18 protein-coding genes are annotated in these 16,039 nt (G+C 63.9%); 5 read left to right on the forward strand and 13 right to left on the reverse strand.

The genetic code is table 11. The features are described from left to right. Positions 1-161: 161 nt before the first annotated feature. The 9 genes from madM to mdcA all read right to left on the reverse strand — a co-directional run bounded on the left by madM (position 162) and on the right by mdcA (position 7,494). On the reverse strand, positions 162-926 hold the full coding sequence (gene madM, locus AB7M33_RS24635) for a malonate transporter subunit MadM (protein ID WP_027593478.1): 765 nt from the start codon (positions 924-926) through the stop codon (positions 162-164). Between the two features lie 2 nt (positions 927-928). Next, a complete protein-coding gene (gene madL / locus AB7M33_RS24640; RefSeq protein ID WP_027593479.1) occupies positions 929-1,351 on the reverse strand; it encodes a malonate transporter subunit MadL in 423 nt (140 codons plus the stop codon). A 62-nt stretch (positions 1,352-1,413) separates the two neighbouring features. Further along, positions 1,414-2,334 (reverse strand): malonate decarboxylase subunit epsilon, encoded by a 921-nt coding sequence (gene mdcH, locus AB7M33_RS24645; RefSeq protein ID WP_454243872.1) that lies wholly within the window; start codon positions 2,332-2,334, stop codon positions 1,414-1,416. Beyond that, complete coding sequence (locus AB7M33_RS24650; protein ID WP_454243873.1) at positions 2,331-2,945, reverse strand: malonate decarboxylase holo-ACP synthase; 615 nt, start codon at positions 2,943-2,945, stop codon at positions 2,331-2,333. Before AB7M33_RS24650 ends, mdcH begins: the two co-directional genes overlap by 4 nt. 1 nt (position 2,946) lies before the next feature. Continuing rightward, a complete protein-coding gene (gene mdcE, locus AB7M33_RS24655; protein ID WP_027593482.1) occupies positions 2,947-3,738 on the reverse strand; it encodes a biotin-independent malonate decarboxylase subunit gamma in 792 nt (263 codons plus the stop codon). Then, a complete protein-coding gene (locus AB7M33_RS24660) occupies positions 3,735-4,583 on the reverse strand; it encodes a biotin-independent malonate decarboxylase subunit beta (RefSeq protein WP_454243874.1) in 849 nt (282 codons plus the stop codon). The genes mdcE and AB7M33_RS24660 overlap by 4 nt, the downstream gene beginning before the upstream one ends. Next, positions 4,576-4,875 carry a malonate decarboxylase subunit delta gene (locus AB7M33_RS24665; RefSeq protein WP_085272968.1) on the reverse strand — a complete coding sequence of 100 codons (300 nt, stop codon included), beginning with the start codon at positions 4,873-4,875 and terminating at the stop codon, positions 4,576-4,578. Before AB7M33_RS24665 ends, AB7M33_RS24660 begins: the two co-directional genes overlap by 8 nt. Position 4,876: 1 nt before the next feature. Next, positions 4,877-5,833, reverse strand: a complete 957-nt coding sequence (locus AB7M33_RS24670) for a triphosphoribosyl-dephospho-CoA synthase (protein WP_454243875.1) — start codon at positions 5,831-5,833, stop codon at positions 4,877-4,879. Then, the gene (mdcA, locus tag AB7M33_RS24675) at positions 5,833-7,494 is read right to left on the reverse strand and encodes a malonate decarboxylase subunit alpha (protein WP_027593486.1); all 1,662 of its coding nucleotides are present in this window, start codon (positions 7,492-7,494) and stop codon (positions 5,833-5,835) included. The genes AB7M33_RS24670 and mdcA overlap by 1 nt, the downstream gene beginning before the upstream one ends. 344 nt (positions 7,495-7,838) lie before the next feature. Here mdcA and AB7M33_RS24680 point away from each other — a divergent pair, with 344 nt between their 5' ends. Together AB7M33_RS24680 and AB7M33_RS24685 are read left to right on the forward strand one after the other, a co-directional pair. After that, the gene (locus tag AB7M33_RS24680; RefSeq protein WP_027593487.1) at positions 7,839-8,909 is read left to right on the forward strand and encodes an enoyl-CoA hydratase/isomerase family protein; all 1,071 of its coding nucleotides are present in this window, start codon (positions 7,839-7,841) and stop codon (positions 8,907-8,909) included. A gap of 16 nt (positions 8,910-8,925) precedes the next feature. Further along, positions 8,926-10,077, forward strand: a complete 1,152-nt coding sequence (locus AB7M33_RS24685; RefSeq protein WP_454243876.1) for an acyl-CoA dehydrogenase family protein — start codon at positions 8,926-8,928, stop codon at positions 10,075-10,077. Between the two features lie 64 nt (positions 10,078-10,141). On the opposite strand, the gene AB7M33_RS24690 is transcribed toward AB7M33_RS24685, so the two are convergent. After that, a complete protein-coding gene (locus AB7M33_RS24690) occupies positions 10,142-11,074 on the reverse strand; it encodes a LysR family transcriptional regulator (protein WP_027593489.1) in 933 nt (310 codons plus the stop codon). Between the two features lie 125 nt (positions 11,075-11,199). On the opposite strand from AB7M33_RS24690, the gene AB7M33_RS24695 reads away from it, so the two are divergent. Then, positions 11,200-11,463, forward strand: a complete 264-nt coding sequence (locus AB7M33_RS24695; RefSeq protein ID WP_238213487.1) for a DUF2790 domain-containing protein — start codon at positions 11,200-11,202, stop codon at positions 11,461-11,463. Position 11,464: 1 nt separating this feature from the next. Here the strand turns inward: AB7M33_RS24695 and AB7M33_RS24700 are convergent, their stop codons facing one another. Together AB7M33_RS24700 and AB7M33_RS24705 are read right to left on the reverse strand one after the other, a co-directional pair. After that, entirely contained in the window at positions 11,465-12,160 is a 696-nt protein-coding gene (locus tag AB7M33_RS24700) for a tRNA (adenine(22)-N(1))-methyltransferase (protein ID WP_027593491.1), read from the reverse strand. A gap of 100 nt (positions 12,161-12,260) precedes the next feature. Further along, positions 12,261-13,307: a class I SAM-dependent methyltransferase gene (locus AB7M33_RS24705; protein ID WP_027593492.1), complete on the reverse strand. Its 1,047-nt coding sequence runs from the start codon at positions 13,305-13,307 to the stop codon at positions 12,261-12,263. Positions 13,308-13,750: 443 nt separating this feature from the next. On the opposite strand from AB7M33_RS24705, the gene AB7M33_RS24710 reads away from it, so the two are divergent. Together AB7M33_RS24710 and AB7M33_RS24715 are read left to right on the forward strand one after the other, a co-directional pair. Continuing rightward, positions 13,751-14,122: a hypothetical protein gene (locus tag AB7M33_RS24710; RefSeq protein ID WP_454243877.1), complete on the forward strand. Its 372-nt coding sequence runs from the start codon at positions 13,751-13,753 to the stop codon at positions 14,120-14,122. Then, complete coding sequence (locus AB7M33_RS24715) at positions 14,112-14,309, forward strand: hypothetical protein (RefSeq protein ID WP_099430898.1); 198 nt, start codon at positions 14,112-14,114, stop codon at positions 14,307-14,309. Before AB7M33_RS24710 ends, AB7M33_RS24715 begins: the two co-directional genes overlap by 11 nt. Before the next feature lie 78 nt (positions 14,310-14,387). Here AB7M33_RS24715 and mqo read toward each other — a convergent pair whose 3' ends face one another. After that, positions 14,388-15,977 carry a malate dehydrogenase (quinone) gene (mqo, locus tag AB7M33_RS24720; RefSeq protein ID WP_454243878.1) on the reverse strand — a complete coding sequence of 530 codons (1,590 nt, stop codon included), beginning with the start codon at positions 15,975-15,977 and terminating at the stop codon, positions 14,388-14,390. Positions 15,978-16,039 lie beyond the last annotated feature (62 nt).

Here is a 16,039-nt window from a genome sequence, read left to right on the forward strand (position 1 = left end):
GAGGATTCCCCAGCGGTTTTCCCCGATTCGGGGGATGGAGTTGCAGGTAGGAGCAGCCTTGTGCTGCGAAGAGGCCGGTGACAACACCGTAGATAGTCGCCGCTAGTACGGGCCTCTTCGCAGCGCAAGGCTGCTCCTACACAGAGGGCGTGAGGGGTAGGTCAGCCCATCAAGCCGCGCACGCAGAAATACAGTATCGAAGGGCCCATCAAGCAGCCCAAGCCGGTATGGAAGGTCGCGGTCAGCGCGCCGTACGGCACCAGCCGCCGGTCCGTGGCCGCCAACCCTGCGGTCACCCCCGACACCGTCCCCGCCAAACCACCGAACACCATGGCCGAACGCGGGTTGTCCAAGGCCAGCAGGCGGGCCGACACCGGGGTGAACACCATGACCAGGATGGCCTTGATCAACCCGGTGGCTATCGACAAGGCCATCACGTCCGAGCTCGCACCCAGCGCCGCCCCAGTCACCGGCCCGACGATATAGGTCACCGCGCCCGCGCCAATGGTGGTCATGCTTACGGCATCGCGATAGCCGAAGGCATAAGCCACCGCCGCACCGACGATAAACGGCAGCACCGTGCCCAGCAGCAACGCCACGGCGCCAATCATCCCGGCCTTGCGCGCCTCGGTGGCCTGCACTTCGAAGGCCGTGGCGACGATGGCGAAGTCGCGCAGCATCGCCCCACCCATCAGGCCGATGCCAGAGAACAGTGCCATGTCCGCCAGGCCCTTTTGCCCGCCAGTCACGGTACCGCCAACCCAGGCCAGCACCAGCCCAATGACGATGGCAATCGCCGAGCCGTGCACCCGGCCGAACGTCAGGTATTTCGACATCAGTACCGACAACCACATGATCGCCCCGACAACCGCGAACGCGGTGATCAGGCCGTTGTGTTCCAAGGCATTGTCAATGATCGGCCACATGATCAGCGCCCTCCTGCAGGGGCAACCTGCACAGGTGTTTCGGGTGTGGGCTCCAGCGCGGGCAAGGGTTCACCGCGGTGGCTGCGGCTGATCAGCGCGATGGTCGCGCCACACACCAGTACCGCGCCGACGGCCGCCAGCAGCGCCACCGGCCCGCCATGCAGGGCCGTGACCACGTTCTGCTGGGCCGCCATGGCCACCACCACCGGAATGTACATCGCGCCCCAGAAGCCGACGCCGAACTCGCACTCCTTGCTCATGCCGCCATGGCGGTGCATGTACAGCCGCGCACAGATCAGCAGGATCATGGCGATACCGACCCCGCCCACGTTGGATTTGACGCCCAGCAGCACGCCCAGGAAGTCGCCGACGATAACGCCGGCAAGCGTGCACACTGCCAGCAGAGCCACACCATAAATAATCATTGTTGTTGTCCTCAGGTGTTGTCGAAGTTGCTTGTTGTTGTCCTTCGCGTTGCACAGCACGGTCATCGGTTGCCGGCCACCTCCTGACGCATTAAGGCGTCGACGCTGTCCAGCCGAGTGGACTCGATGGCTACCACGCGGCCATTGGCGAACACCTGGCGGGCCAGGCCGCTGAGCACACTGCCCGGTGGTATTTCCAGGTGCAGGCGCACCCCGCGTTCATAGGCGTTGCGCAACGTGGCACGCCAATCCACCACCCGCGCCATGTTGCCGGCCAAGTCGTCGCGCAAGCGTTGCGGGTCGTGGATCGGCCGTGCACTGCTGCCGCTCAGGTAGGTGATGATGGGCCTTCGCAGTTCGACCGCAGCAAAGGCCTGGGCCAGTTCCGCAGCCGGGGCGTCGAGCAGTGGGCAATGGGACGGCACGCTGACCGCCAGGCGCCGCGCGACGCCCTGGCCCAGGCTGCGCGCGCGTTGGGCCACCGCAGCCATGGCCGCCTCACTGCCGGCAATGACGATCTGGTTTTCGCTGTTGAGGTTGGCGATGTAGACCTCACCGCCCGCCTCCACCAGCAAGCGCTCGACACTGGCCAGGTCCAGGCCACTCAGCGCGGTCATGCCATACCCCTGCGGATAGGCGCGCTGCATCAACTCACCGCGCAGCGCAACCAGGCGCACGGCATCGGCGAACGCCAGCGCACCGGCCGTGACAGCGGCGGGATACGCCCCTATCGACAGCCCTGCCACATAGTCGGGGGCGGGACTTTGCTGCAGCAGTCGGCGCGCCCAGGCCACCCCGGTCAGCAACAGGCACAGCTGCACGGCCCGGGTGCTCTGCAATGCCTGCTCGCTGTCCAGGCCCAGCACGTCATGGCCCAGCGTATCGCTGGCCTCCTCCAACAGTGGGCCGGCCCCCTCGGGCAAGCGGTGCAACATGCCTACCTGCTGGGCACCCTGGCCGGGGAACGCGAACAAACTGCTCATGCCGCACACGCCCAAGCTGCCCAGGGGTCGGCCACCAAGCGCGCGCCATGGGGCGACTTGAGCAGTACGCGGCGGGCAACACCGGCCCACTCACGCAGGGCGACGGCACCTGCCGGTGTTTCCAATTGCACATCGATACGGCATTGCGCGCAGTCCAGTATGTCCAGCAGTTCCCGCGCTTTTGCGCGTGCCAGGGGGTGCGGCGTGCGCACGACCACGTCCAGGTCACTGGCCAGGTGCAGCACGCCAGTCTCGGTGGCGAGTTGGTACCCCACTCCACCTGTCGGCCCCCAGGCCAGCCCGGTGGTATCGAGTACCGGGGCCACCGAGGCCAACGCCTGCAATGCAGGCCACGGGCTCGGTGCTCGCCAGCGCAGGGCCTCAGGGCTTTGCAGGCGTTGGATATCGGCCAGGCGCATCTGTGTGCCCAGCCGCTGATCCCGGCTCAGGCCGCGCAGGCCCACCGCCACCCAGCCGTCAGCGCAGGCGGCGCGGCGCACCACCACAGGCTGACCGCTTGCCACCACCTGATGCGCCCACTGCGGGGCATCTTCAGGCAGCGCGCAAAGGGGCAACCCCCACAACAGGTCGTGCGCGCGTGGGCTATTCATCTCAGGCCCCCTGCCACTGACGGCGCAAGTGTTCGCGCACCTCGCGGGAGGCACGCCGGTTTTCGCCCGCCAGCCGCGATGACAGGTCGGTCGAGTTGCCGATATCGCGCACCGCTTCGGCCAGGCAGGTACGTACCTTGGCCAGGTCGGCCGCACTTGGCGTCTCGGCGTTGTCCACGCCAAGACGTCGCCACAGCAAGCCCAGCGAGGCGTAGCTGTCGAGGTCATAAGCCATCGGCGGTACTTCGGCGGCCAGGGCCTCCAGCGCTTCGACGCTGCGCAATGTAATGCGCGCGGCAGCGGCCTTGCCCATGGCGTGCACCATCACCCCAGCGTCATCCAGCGCGATCAGGCGCTGGGCTTGATAGCCATGCGCGAGGAAGGCGCCAGACATCGCCTTGCCGACCAGCAGCCCAATCACCGGGTGCCCGGCCAAGCGCGCCTCGGCATACGCCTGCACCGCACCGGCCAGCGCCTGGTGAATGCCCAGCGCCTCCTCGCGGCGGCCATAGGCCTGGCTGGGCACATCGATGACGGCGACGATGGCCCGCTTCTCGCCGTCGCGGTCTGCCGCGACCGCTTCGCTCACCGCCTTGGCCAGCCCCCAGCCTTCCAGCAAGCCGACCTCGCCCGCACGCGCCCGGGGGAACGGGTTGTGCGCATCGGGCACCACGGCAATGAAGCGTGCCAGGCGGTTGTCCAGTTCGCCGTCGATCACCTGCAGCGACGCGGGGTAACCCGGCAGCACTTGCCCGCCGGCCAGGCCCGGCAGCCAGTTCATGGCTCGGTTCATTTGGCTTCTCCTTGGTAGAGGCTGCGTACAGCGGCGGCATCCAGTTGCGGGCAGTCATCGCCGAGGCGCGACAGCCGCTCGAGGTACCAGGCGTGGCGGCGAGCACGGTCTGTGGCGGGGGTGTCGAGCAGGTGCAAAAGCTGCTGGCGTATTGCATCTGCATCATCGGCCACATAGCCGTCGACCAGCCCACTGGCATGGCGCTGCTCGCCACCGGTCAGGCTCCAGATAAAGGGGCGGTCCTTGGCGTCGTATTCGGCGATGCCCGCTTCCTGTTCGATGACCTGCGGGCCATTGAGGCCCAGGCGCGCCTCACGGGTGACCAGCAGGTGGCTGCACAGGCCGGCAGCGATGGACATACCGCCGAAGCAGCCGACCGAGCCTGCGATCACGCCGATCACCGGCTGGTAGCTGCGCAGCTCGACAATCGCGGCCTGGATCTCGGCGATTGCCGCCAGGCCGAGGTTGGCTTCCTGCAGGCGCACGCCACCGGTTTCCAACAGCAGCACGGCGCAGGTCGGGGTGCCGTTGCGGATGTCTTCGATGGCCAATTCCAGTGCACCGGCAATCTTCGCCCCGCCCACCTCGCCCATGCTGCCGCCCTGGAAGCCACCCTCGATAGCGGCGACCACCGTGTTGCGGCCATTCAGCCGGCCTTTGGCGATGACCACGCCATCATCGGCCTGGGGCACGATGCCTTGGCGCGGCAACCAAGGTGACATGAGCCGGTCGAAGGGGCCCAGCAGCTCGCGGAACGTTCCCGGGTCAAGTAGTGCCCGGGCGCGCTGGCGGGCGCCCATTTCGACGAGGCTGCGGCTGTGCAGCAAACGTTCGGTGTCAGTCATGGGCGATCTCCTCGAAACCTTGCTCCAGGCGCAGGCGCACCACCCCTGGCGTGGCGCCAAAATCATGGATGTCGATGTTCACCGCTGGCCATTGGCGGCCTTCGAACAGGCGCTGGAACAGTTGCGTCCAGCGCGCGCCGCTGCCGTTGACCGACGTCACGACCTGGATCTGCAGGCTGCCGGCGATACCGGGTTCGATCAGCACTTCCAGGTCGCCGGAGCTGACGCAGCCGACCACGGTGCGCCCACGCCCCGGTTCGGCGGCGGGAAATTGAAAGGTCAGGGTTTCCATGTCACAGGCTCCCGGCTTTGTCGAGGAACAGGCAGGCCGCCAACAGATCGGCAGCGCCACCCGGAGAGGCATTCAGTTGCAGCAAGTGTTCATCCAAAAGGCGCAGTTGCCGGCGCCCGTCCAGCGTGGCGCTGCCACCGGCGTCCAGGACGGCGCGGGCCCCCTGCTGGACCGTGGCCAGCCCTTGTGGCCCGGCGCGCCAAAGCACGCAGGTGTCGGCCAGCGCCGCCATGATCGCCAGCAAGGCATCGAGCCGCGCGTGGGGTTCGCTGGCACCTAAGGCACGGCTGCGCTGCAGCTGTGGCAGGCCATGCGCGATAACCGCTGGGAAGCCCAATTGCGCCTGTTCACGGGCACCGCCGCTGCCATACCGGCGCCTTACCTGGGCACCATGGCTGTCTTCCGAGGTTGCGCCGGGGTCGTCGATAAGCGCGATGCGCCCGGCGCGGGCCGCCACTGCGCACGGGTCAGCGTGGGGACCCAGGGCACGGGACGCCACCAGCAGCCCCAGGGCCCAGATCGCGCCTCGGTGGGTATTCACCCCGCCGGTGGTCGCCAGCATCGCGGCCTCGCCTTCGCGGCCAATGCGGCCTAGCGCAGTGCGCAAGGGCTGGCCGACGCCGCCAATGGCCTCGGCCGCTTCGGCCATCTGCCGCAGGCACGGCCACAGGGCCAGCGCCGACGCATGCATCAACGCTAGCGTCATGTCGGTGTGCGCACCGTTGCTGCGGCGGTCTACCAGGCCCGGTTTGGGCGACAGGTCGGCTTCGTCGATCAGGGCTTCTACTGCCAAATCCGCCAGGTGGTCAGCCACAGGGATTTCGGTTGTCTGTTCAGCCCTCTTCGCGGGCAAGCCCGCTCCCACAGAGCCCCCACTGGCTTCAAGGCCCGTGACATACCTGTAGGAGCGAGCTTGTTCGCGAAGCAGCCCTTGCGATTGCAGGTCGAGTACTTTCATCACCAGCTCCTGAACCGTGCGGGTGGGTTGTACAGGCCACCGGACCATTCCACCAGGTCGGCGATGCTGCGCGCAGCCAGCAGTTCACGGCTGGCATCGGTTCGGCGGATGCCCAAGTCCTCGGGCAACGCCACCAGGCCCTGCTGGCGCAGGCGCTGGGTGTCTTTGGGGTCATGCCGCAAGCCAATGGCGGTGACACCGGCCACGGCTGCAATCATCTGCTGGCGTTCCTCAAGGCTGCGCGCCTTGTACAGGTAGGCGATGCCTTCTTCGGTGAGCAAGTGGGTAACGTCGTCGCCGTAGATCATCACCGGTGCCAGCGGCATGCCGGCTTTTTTCGCCACTTCAACCGCATCGAGGGTTTCGACGAAGGTGGGCTTGCCGCCCTCCTGGTAGGTCTCGACCATCTGCACCACCAGCTTGCGGCCGCGCTCGAGCATTGTTTCGGGCACGGTCATGTCAAGCCAGGCCGGTGTCGCGTGGCGGCGCCCACGGGGGTCGTGGCCCATGTTCGGCGCACCGCCAAAGCCCGCCAGGCGGCCGCGGGTCACGGTCGAAGAATGGCCGTCGCCATCCACCTGCAACGTGGCGCCGATAAACAGGTCGACGGCGTACTGCCCCGCCAGCTGGCACATCATGCGGTTGGAGCGCAGCGAGCCGTCGCGGCCGGTGAAAAACACGTCCGGGCGCTGGGCGATGTAGTCCTCCATGCCCAATTCGGTACCAAAACAATGCACGCTCTCGACCCAACCCGTTTCGATAGCGGGAATCAGCGTGGGGTGGGGGTTGAGTGTCCAGTTGCGGCAAATTTTGCCTTTCAGGCCAAGGGATTCGCCATAGGTCGGCAAGATCAGCTCGATGGCTGCGGTATTGAACCCGATGCCGTGGTTCAGCGACTGCACCTGGTGTTTTTCATAGATGCCACGGATCGCCATCATCGCCATCAGCACATGCACGGGCTTGATGTGGCGTGGGTCGCGGGTGAACAGCGGCTCGATGTAGAACGGCTGGTCGGCGACCACCACGAAGTCGACCCAGGACGCAGGGATATCGACGCGCGGCAGGTCGTCGACCCGCTCCACCAATTGGTTGACCTGGGCAATGACGATGCCGTCACTGAACGCGGCGGGTTCGACCAGGGCCGGGGTGTCTTCGGTGCTGGGGCCGGTATAGAGGTTGCCATCCCGGTCGGCCATGAAGCCCGCGACCAGGGTCACGTTGGGGATGAGGTCGACCAGCAGCCGGGAGTACAGCTCGATGTAGGTATGGATGGCGCCGACTTCGAGCAGGCCGTCTTCCAGCAGTTGCCCGATGCGCAGGCTCTGTGGCCCGGCGAACGAGAAGTCGAGCTTGCGGGCGATGCCCCGCTCGAACAGGTCGAGGTGTTCGGCACGGCTGACGCTGGGCATGATCATGTGCAAATCGTGCAGCCGCGCCGGGTCGACCTTGGCCAGTGAGCGGGAGAGAAAATCGGCCTGCTTCTGGTTGTTGCCTTCCAGCACCACCCGGTCGCCGGGGGCGAGTAACAGTTCCAGTGCCTCGACGATATGCGCGGTGGGCAGCACCACGCCGTCGGCGAGGTGGCGGACCCGGTCGAGGCGGCGCTGCTTCTCGGCGCGCCGCCGCGACCATTGCGGCGGTGGATTCTTGGTTGTTGTCATGGTGACTCCACGGGTTCGCTGTCGTGGAGCCACCTTAGGGCGAGGCGTGAGGGTGCATCAATCAAGCTGGATGGGTGATCGTTACGCTCAGGTTAATGAATTGAGGGTGGGGTGGGCTTGGGGTGTATGGCGTGATATTAGTGGGGGGCGCAATTCGAGCGCCGCGCGGGCGGCGCTCGATCTCCCAGGCGCTGCAAGGCTTAACCTGAACACAAGGCAAAAATGCAAAACACCCCTGCAGATTTGCCGATTGTGCACGACAAATTCGCATGACAGGATCCAGTGATCCTCCAGCGAACTCCAGACTTCACTTGGAAAATCAATAACAAAGCAGGGAGAACGCGATGACCGCGCATGCTTACACTTCGGCAACGGATCATGTCTTGGCTGAAGTCCGCAACCAGATTGGCCACCTGACCCTGAACCGCCCCGCCGGCCTCAATGCCCTGACCCTGGATATGGTGCGCAGCCTGCGCCAGCACTTCGACCAATGGGCAGACGACCCGCAGGTGCGCGCAGTGGTACTGCGTGGTGCGGGCCCTAAAGGGTTTTGCGCCGGTGGCGATATCCGCTCGCTGCACGACAGCTACAAAAACGCAGAACGCCTGCATGAAGACTTTTTCGTCGAGGAATACGCGCTCGACCTGTGCATCCATCATTACCGCAAACCGGTGCTGGTGCTGATGGACGGCTTCACCCTCGGCGGCGGCATGGGCCTGGCTCAAGGCTGTGACCTGCGGGTGGTGACCGAACGCAGCCGGCTGGGCATGCCGGAAGTCGGCATCGGCTATTTCCCGGATGTGGGCGGCAGCTATTTCCTCTCACGCCTCCCTGGCGAGCTGGGCACTTACCTCGGTGTCACTGGCACCCAGATCCAGGCCGCCGACGCCCTGTATTGCGGGCTCGCCGACTGGCACGTGCCCTGCGATAAACTCACCGCACTCGACCAAGGCCTGGACCGCCTGACCTTTGGCGACCACCCGCTCAAGGACCTGCAAGGCCTGCTGGCCAAGCTCGGCACTCAGGTGCTGGATGACGCGCCGCTGGAGAAGCTGCGCCCGGTCATCGACCATTTCTTTGCCCTCCCCGACTTGCCAGCGATCATCGAGCAACTGCGCACCGTCAGCATCGGCGACAGCCACCCATGGGCCCTGGCAACCGCCGACCAGCTGGAAAGCCGCTCGCCACTGGCCATGGCGGTTACGCTGGAAATGCTGCGTCGCGGTCGCCACCTGGCACTTGAGGCGTGCTTTGCCATGGAGCTGCACCTGGACCGCCAGTGGTTCCAGTACGGCGACATCATCGAGGGCGTGCGTGCCCTGATCATCGACAAGGACAAGCAGCCCCGCTGGAACCCGCCCACCCTGGCCGAGCTCGAGCGCCAGCGGGTCGACCAATTCTTCGAAGGCCTGTGAGCCCGGGAGTACACAGATGCAAGACCTGGAACTGAGCGAAGAGCAGATCATGATCCGCGACATGGCCCGGGACTTTTCCCGTGGCGAAATCGCGCCCCATGCCCAGGCCTGGGAAAAAGCTGGCTGGATCGATGATGGCGTGGTCCGCAAGATGGGCGAGCTGGGGCTGCTCGGCATGGTGGTGCCTGAAGCCTTCGGCGGCAGCTACACCGATTACGTCGCCTACGCCCTGGCCGTGGAAGAAATCGCCGCTGCCTGCGGCGCCACCGGGGCGATGATGAGCATCCACAACTCGGTGGGCTGCGGCCCGTTGCTGGCTTATGGCACAGCCGAACAGCAACAGGCTTGGTTGCCACGCCTGGCCACGGGCGAGGTGATTGGCTGCTTCTGCCTGACCGAACCCCAGGCCGGCTCCGAGGCGCACAACCTGCGCACCCGTGCCGAACGCGTGGAGGGCGAATGGGTAATCAATGGGTCCAAGCAGTTTGTCAGCAATGCTCGCCGAGCGGGCCTGGCGATCGTCTTTGCGGTGACCGACCCGGAACTGGGCAAGAAAGGCCTGTCGGCCTTCCTGGTACCCACTGACAACCCTGGCTTCAAGGTTGACCGCAGCGAGCACAAGATGGGCATCCGCGCCTCGGATACCTGCGCGGTGACCTTCGACAACTGCCGCATCCCGGCTGCCAATATGCTCGGTGAGCGCGGCAAGGGCCTGGCCATCGCCTTGTCCAACCTCGAAGGTGGGCGTATCGGCATTGCCGCGCAGGCATTGGGTATCGCCCGCGCCGCGTTCGAAGCCGCGCTGGTCTACTCCCGCGATCGGGTGCAGTTCGGCAAGCCGATCAACGAACACCAGAGCATCGCCAACCTGCTGGCCGACATGCAGGTACAGGTGAATGCCGCACGCCTGCTGATCCTGCATGCAGCCCGCTTGCGCAGTGCCGGTAAGCCGTGCCTGTCGGAGGCTTCGCAGGCCAAGCTGTTCGCGTCGGAAATGGCCGAGCGGGTATGTTCCATGGCCATCCAGGTGCATGGTGGCTATGGCTACCTGGAGGATTACCCGGTGGAACGCTATTACCGCGACGCACGGATCACGCAGATCTACGAAGGCTCGAGCGAGATCCAGCGGATGTTGATTGCGCGGGAGCTCAAGCACTATCCGCTGTAGCGAGTCGCCAAACCTGTGGGCGCCGGCAAGCCAGCCCCACAGGTTCCAGCTAAATCAGCCCGTTTCAGCGCCAGTACCGCTCATCATCCACTATCCGCGCATGGGCCTCGAACAGCGCGGGTAGCTGTTCCTTGAGGTAGTCGATCCAGGTACGCACCTTGGCATCCAGGTAGTGCCGCGACGGGTAGATCGCGTACAGCGCACACTCGCGCAGGCGATACGGGGCCAGCAGCCGGCGCAAACGCCCCTGCTCGATGGCCTGGCTGGCGGTGTAGAACGGCAACAGCCCGATGCCCATGCCCAACTCGCTGGCCAGCAGCATGGCGTCGGCTACGTTGGTCAGGAAGCTGTCTCGCGGCGCGATCACGCACTGATCGACGCCTTGCGGGAATACCCAGTCGCCTTCATACATCGGATACGCCATGCGCAGGCAACGATGATCATGCAGGTCTTCCGGCCGCTCGGGTACCCCAAAGGTTTCCAGGTAGCTGGGCGCGGCACAGGGGATGCTGAAGATGTCGCCCAATGGCACCGCAATTAATTGCGAGTCCGGCAAGGCCCCGTCCACAGTGATCACCACGTCATGCCCTTCAGCCAGCGGGTCGGGGTTGCGTTGGGACAGGGTCAATTCGACCACCACCTCCGGGCACAGCGCGTTGTAGCCCGCCACCAGCGGCATCAGCAGCAGGCCCAGGCCGTGCGGGCAATGCAGGCGCAAGCGGCCACGGGGCGTGAGGTGCGCGCCGCGGGCTTCGCCCACGGCTTCTTCGGTCAACAACATGATTTGCCGGGCGCGCTCAAGAAAACGCTCGCCCGCCTCGCTCATGCGCAAACGGCGCGTGGTGCGGTGCAGCAGACGGGTCTGTAGCTGGTTTTCAAGCTCGGCAACGATGCGCGACACCTGCGCCGCTGAAATATCCAGGGCATTGGCAGCCGCCGCAAAGCTGCCGCACTCCACCACCCGGGTGAAGGTACGCATGGCATGCAGCATGTCCATGAGGGATGGGCTCCTTGTTCAATCTTATTCTTACGTTCAAGGCAGGAATCTATCACGGGTTAGCCCATTTATTGTGGATCACCAATGAATGCATCATTGGTAAAACATCGAAAAAGGAACCTGCCATGAAACGTTCGATCGCTGTGCTTGCCGTTACCGCTGCCCTCGCCTCGTTCGGCGCCTTGGCTGACGCGGGGTCTAACCAGCCTGTTGCCAACAGCAACTACGAATACGGCATGCCGCTGGATGTGGCCAAAGTCATCTCCATCACCCCAGCCAGCAATGCAGCCGATTGCCAGGTTGGCACCGCGCACATGGTCTATGTCGACCACCAAGGCCACACCCGCGAAATCAACTACCGGGAAATGGGCAACTGCTCGCAGCAGTAAGTCAGGCCAATACCTGGTTGATCCAGGTGATTTGCCGGGCGAAATCGTCGCGTTTTTCCTGTGGGATTGCATCCCGGGCGCGTTCGAAGTTGGCCAACGTCTGCTGCTTCTGACGCAACATGCGCTGCCATTTGGTCATGAACGCTGGGCTTTTCTCGCGCATCAACAGTGGGCCGAAGTACAGTTCTTCGGCGGTATACGCCACTGCCTCACACGGTTCGGCGACGATGATTTCGTAGTCGAAGCGGTTCTCCCGCAGCAACTCTTCGCTGACGATGCGATAGCCATTGGTCATTAGCCAGCCCCGCAGCGCGCACTCGCCGCCGTTGGGTTGCAGGATCAGGCGCTCGGTGCCGTTCAAGCGATGCTTGCCGCGTTCCAGAATTTCGCACAGGGTGTCGCCGCCCATGCCGCAGAGGCTGACGGCAGAGATCCGGTCGTTTATTTCGATCGCCTCTAGCCCATCGGCCAGGCGAATGGTGATGCGTGCTTCCAAGCCATTGCGGCGCACATTGCGCTGAGCGGAGGCAAAGGGCGTCTGCGCCACTTCACCGGCCACGCCCGCTTCGATAGTGCCGCGCAGCATCAACGCTACCGGCAAGTAACCGTGGTCCGAGCCGATATCGGCCAGGCGCGCGCCGTGTGGCACATGCGCCGCCACGCGCTCCAGGCGCATGGAGAGTGTCTGTTCGTTCAACGTAAGCCCCTTGCTCGACAACCGGGCGCGATTCTGACGATCAGGGCGCGGCATTACAATGCGTAAAAGCCGAATGGCCCGGTTGCGGCAAGGGCAGCGGCTATTTACGCGCCTCCAGGATCAGGTTGAACGGTGTCTGCGTCGCACGCCGGAACCGAGTGAACCCCGCCTCTTCGAACACAGCTCGCAGCCGTGCCTCCCCGGCCTGGGCACCCAACCCTAATCCCACCTCCTGAGACAGCGAGTTCGGCGTGCAGATAAACGTCGACGCTGCGTAGAACAAGCGCCCAACCGGCGTCAGGTTGCCCTCCAGCGAGTCTTCGGCATACGGTTCCACCAGCATCACCGTGCCGTCAGCCTTCAAGGCACGGTAGGCATGGCGCGCCGCGCCCACTGGGTCCCCCATGTCGTGCAGGCAATCGAAGAAACACACCAGGTCATGGTCGTGGCCGGGGTAGTCCTTAGCGGTGGCCTGCTGGAAATGCACCCGCGCGCCCAACCCCGCCTCTTCGGCGCGCTGGTTGGCGGTGGCGATGGATGGCCCGTGATAGTCGTAGCCGACAAAGGTCGATGCAGGAAACGCCTGGGCCATGACCAACGTCGAGGCGCCATGGCCACAGCCCACATCGGCCACCTTGGCGCCCGCTTGCAGTTTCGCCACTACCCCGTCCAGCGCCGGCAGCCACTCGGCCACCAGGAACGTCCGATAACCCGGCCGGAAGAACCGCTCGGTGCCGCTGAACATGCACGGGTGATGGTCGCCCCACGCCAACCCGCCGTCGCCACGCATGGCCGCGACCAGCTTGTCTTTGTCGTGAAACAGCGCCGCCACTACCGCGGCGCCACCGGCCATGTAGGCCGGCGAATCCTCCAGCGCCAGGGCCATGGCCTGTTCTTCGGGCAGCACGAAACTGCCCTTGTCATGCACCATGTAGCCCGACGCCGCCTGGGCATTGAGCCATTCGCGCACCAGGCGCGGGTGGCAACCGGTCTTGGCCGCGAGCGCGTCGGGGGTGGTCGGCAGGCTGTCGGCCATCGCCCGGTACAGCCCGAGCTCGTCGCCCAGAATGACATTGGCCAGGGTCGCCGCAGCGCCCATGTCACCCACCAGCTTGCCCATGAATTCGTGAAGCCGTGCCTCGTCCATGACCTGCCCTCCTCTGCAAGAAGGCCACCGTCGACGAGGGAAGTCCGGGTCCGAGGGGGCGGTGGTCGAATGATTTGAAAGGCGCGCCGCACCACCAGCTGCGACGGGCTGTTTGTAAGTTTAGATGCCAAGAACTAAGCAGAGGCGGTTTTGGACTACGTCTACCCGGGAAAACAAGAAGGAGGTTATCGGCTACTTCTGGTGACCGTTAGCAATAGCATCAAACACCTGACGACGGCTGGTGATGTGATTGCAGATGGACGATATAGAACTGGCAGCACTGATTGGCTTCAAGCAGGCTGCTCGAGGTCAAATAGTACTGGAAACCCGGAACAAAACCCTCAACCTGGATAACCGGTTAATGGTCGAGGAAATTGATCATAAGGCTAGAGGCCCATGAGCGCTGGCATCCCAACCCACATGACTTCGGCTGGGATCGTGTGTTGCAATGGAAGCGCCGACGTGCTCATGCACGCGCGCTGGACATTGCCATATGGCATGGCAATGCACTTGCTGGCCTTTGTTGGGCTTCACCACAAGGCAGCAAGGAAAAGATCATGGTGCTTTACCTTCAGCGTAACCCAGACAATTACCTGGTGACACGAGGCTACATAGCGCCCTTGTGCATGAGCGGCGTCCGCTTCTACGCCCTTATGCTCGGGTTGAAATGGGTTGTAGTGAAAGACCCACTCCCTGAAGCGCGTATCGCCTATCAACAGAATGGTTTCCGGCAGGTAAAAGGTATCGGGCTTGCCTATGACCTACGTGGTGATTATGCTGCCTTCAACCATGAGGAAATACATGATGTCGACTAAAAGCAGCGATTTCAGCGCATCTGTAGCGCATTTCAGGGCAATTGCTGACGCAAAACTGACGCGCTTGCGGCAGTCGGCGCAGTACGAGAGTTTGCTGAATGGGGACGCAGTAGAAGCGTTCACCAAGGTCGAGGGATCTGTCTACGCGGGTGCCTCAGGCAAGCGCCGCAAGTGCTCGCTTGGCTGAACCTGACTGCGCGGCTCTGGAGAAGCAGCCGCGCAAGCCAGCAACAGTGATTGCCCCAATAACACCAACCTCGAACTTTTACGGCGCTTCACCACCCGACGGCGGATTCAGCTGCAGCACCTCATTGGTATACGTCCACTCCTGCTGCACCCTGTCCGGGTGCTCGTTCAGGCGAATGCCGTAAGACGGTACGATCTGCTTGATCTTCGCTTGCCACTGCGGCGAGGCCACCTTGTCCTTGAACACCTTGTTCAACACATCCAGCATGATCGGCGGCGCGGTCGAGGCACCCGGTGAGGCCCCAAGCAGGCCGGCGATGCTGCCGTCCTTGGACGTGACCACTTCGGTACCCAGCTTGAGCACCCCACCCTGGGCCTCGTCCTTCTTGATGATCTGCACCCGCTGGCCGGCTTGCCACAGGCGCCAGTCTTCCTTCTTGGCCTCGGGGAAGTAGGTGCGCAGTGCTTCGAAGCGGTCATCGTCCGACTGCAAAACCTGACCGACCAGGTACTGCACCAGATCGAACTCACGTACCCCTACCCTCACCATCGGCCAGGCGTTGTGAACACTGGCGCTGGCGAACAGGTCGAACAACGAGCCCTGCTTGAGGAACTTGGTCGAGAAGGTAGCAAACGGCCCGAACAGGATCATGCGCTTGCCATCGAGGACACGGGTGTCCAAGTGCGGTACCGACATCGGCGGCGCGCCGGTTGCCGCAATGCCATAGGCCTTGGCCATGTGGCGCTGGGCAATGGCCGGGTTATCGGTGACCAGGAACGAACCACCGACCGGGAAGCCGGCATAGTCCTTGGCTTCATCGATGCCCGACTTCTGCAACAGGGGCAGCGCCGCGCCGCCGGCGCCGATGAACAGGAACTTGGCATCGGTGGCCGCCTGGCTGCCATCTTTCAGGTTCTTGTACTCGACATGCCATGAGCCGTCGTCGTTGCGGGTGATGTCCTGTACCTCGCTCGACAGCTTGAGGTCGAAGTTAGGCCGAGTCTGCAGGTAACCCACATACTGCCGAGTGATCTCGCCAAAGTTGACGTCGGTACCGATCGGCGTCCAGGTCACGGCCAGTTTCTGATTGGGGTCGCGGCCCTCCATCATCAAGGGCACCCATTTGCGGATCTGTTCGTGGTCTTCGGAATACTGCATGGGCTTGAACAGCGGGCTGGCTTGCAACGCCTCATAACGTTTCTTCAGGAAGCGAATGTTGTCGTCGCCCCAGACGAAGCTCATGTGCGGCGTGGTGTTGATAAAGGAATGGGGGTTCTTCAATACGCCCTGCTTGACCTGCCAGGCAAGGAATTGGCGGGTGATCTGGAATGACTCGTTGATCTCCACGGCCTTACTGATGTCGATCTTGCCATCTTTTTCTGGCGTGTAGTTCAGCTCTGCCAAGGCCGAGTGGCCGGTACCGGCGTTGTTCCAGCCGTTGGAGCTTTCTTCGGCCACCTTGTCCAGGCGCTCGACCATCTCCATCGACCAGCCGGGCTCCAGCTCGTTGAGCCAGATAGCCAGGGTCGAACTCATGATGCCGCCGCCCACCAGCAGTACATCGACCTTTTTGGTTTCTGCGGCCTGGGCGTTGAGCATGACTGCGCCCAACCCCATGGCCAGCGCCAGGCCGGCCAGCGCCCGCTTCGCTTCGATCGTGATTTTCATGTCCTCTCCCGCGCGCCTCGTTGCTGTCCGTAAGTCCAGCACAAGCTTAGCTGACGGATTTA

Source organism: Pseudomonas sp. Y3 TE3536, from assembly GCF_053629175.1.

What these genes read in the sequence shown, in the direction of transcription:
- madM (WP_027593478.1), bottom strand. Translation starts at nt 926, where the DNA reads ATGTGGCCGATCATTGACAATGCCTTGGAACACAACGGCCTGATCACC.
- madL (WP_027593479.1), bottom strand. Translation starts at nt 1,351, where the DNA reads ATGATTATTTATGGTGTGGCTCTGCTGGCAGTGTGCACGCTTGCCGGC.
- mdcH (WP_454243872.1), bottom strand. Translation starts at nt 2,334, where the DNA reads ATGAGCAGTTTGTTCGCGTTCCCCGGCCAGGGTGCCCAGCAGGTAGGC.
- AB7M33_RS24650 (WP_454243873.1), bottom strand. Translation starts at nt 2,945, where the DNA reads ATGAATAGCCCACGCGCGCACGACCTGTTGTGGGGGTTGCCCCTTTGC.
- mdcE (WP_027593482.1), bottom strand. Translation starts at nt 3,738, where the DNA reads ATGAACCGAGCCATGAACTGGCTGCCGGGCCTGGCCGGCGGGCAAGTG.
- AB7M33_RS24660 (WP_454243874.1), bottom strand. Translation starts at nt 4,583, where the DNA reads ATGACTGACACCGAACGTTTGCTGCACAGCCGCAGCCTCGTCGAAATG.
- AB7M33_RS24665 (WP_085272968.1), bottom strand. Translation starts at nt 4,875, where the DNA reads ATGGAAACCCTGACCTTTCAATTTCCCGCCGCCGAACCGGGGCGTGGG.
- AB7M33_RS24670 (WP_454243875.1), bottom strand. Translation starts at nt 5,833, where the DNA reads ATGAAAGTACTCGACCTGCAATCGCAAGGGCTGCTTCGCGAACAAGCT.
- mdcA (WP_027593486.1), bottom strand. Translation starts at nt 7,494, where the DNA reads ATGACAACAACCAAGAATCCACCGCCGCAATGGTCGCGGCGGCGCGCC.
- AB7M33_RS24680 (WP_027593487.1), top strand. Translation starts at nt 7,839, where the DNA reads ATGACCGCGCATGCTTACACTTCGGCAACGGATCATGTCTTGGCTGAA.
- AB7M33_RS24685 (WP_454243876.1), top strand. Translation starts at nt 8,926, where the DNA reads ATGCAAGACCTGGAACTGAGCGAAGAGCAGATCATGATCCGCGACATG.
- AB7M33_RS24690 (WP_027593489.1), bottom strand. Translation starts at nt 11,074, where the DNA reads ATGGACATGCTGCATGCCATGCGTACCTTCACCCGGGTGGTGGAGTGC.
- AB7M33_RS24695 (WP_238213487.1), top strand. Translation starts at nt 11,200, where the DNA reads ATGAAACGTTCGATCGCTGTGCTTGCCGTTACCGCTGCCCTCGCCTCG.
- AB7M33_RS24705 (WP_027593492.1), bottom strand. Translation starts at nt 13,307, where the DNA reads ATGGACGAGGCACGGCTTCACGAATTCATGGGCAAGCTGGTGGGTGAC.
- AB7M33_RS24715 (WP_099430898.1), top strand. Translation starts at nt 14,112, where the DNA reads ATGTCGACTAAAAGCAGCGATTTCAGCGCATCTGTAGCGCATTTCAGG.
- mqo (WP_454243878.1), bottom strand. Translation starts at nt 15,977, where the DNA reads ATGAAAATCACGATCGAAGCGAAGCGGGCGCTGGCCGGCCTGGCGCTG.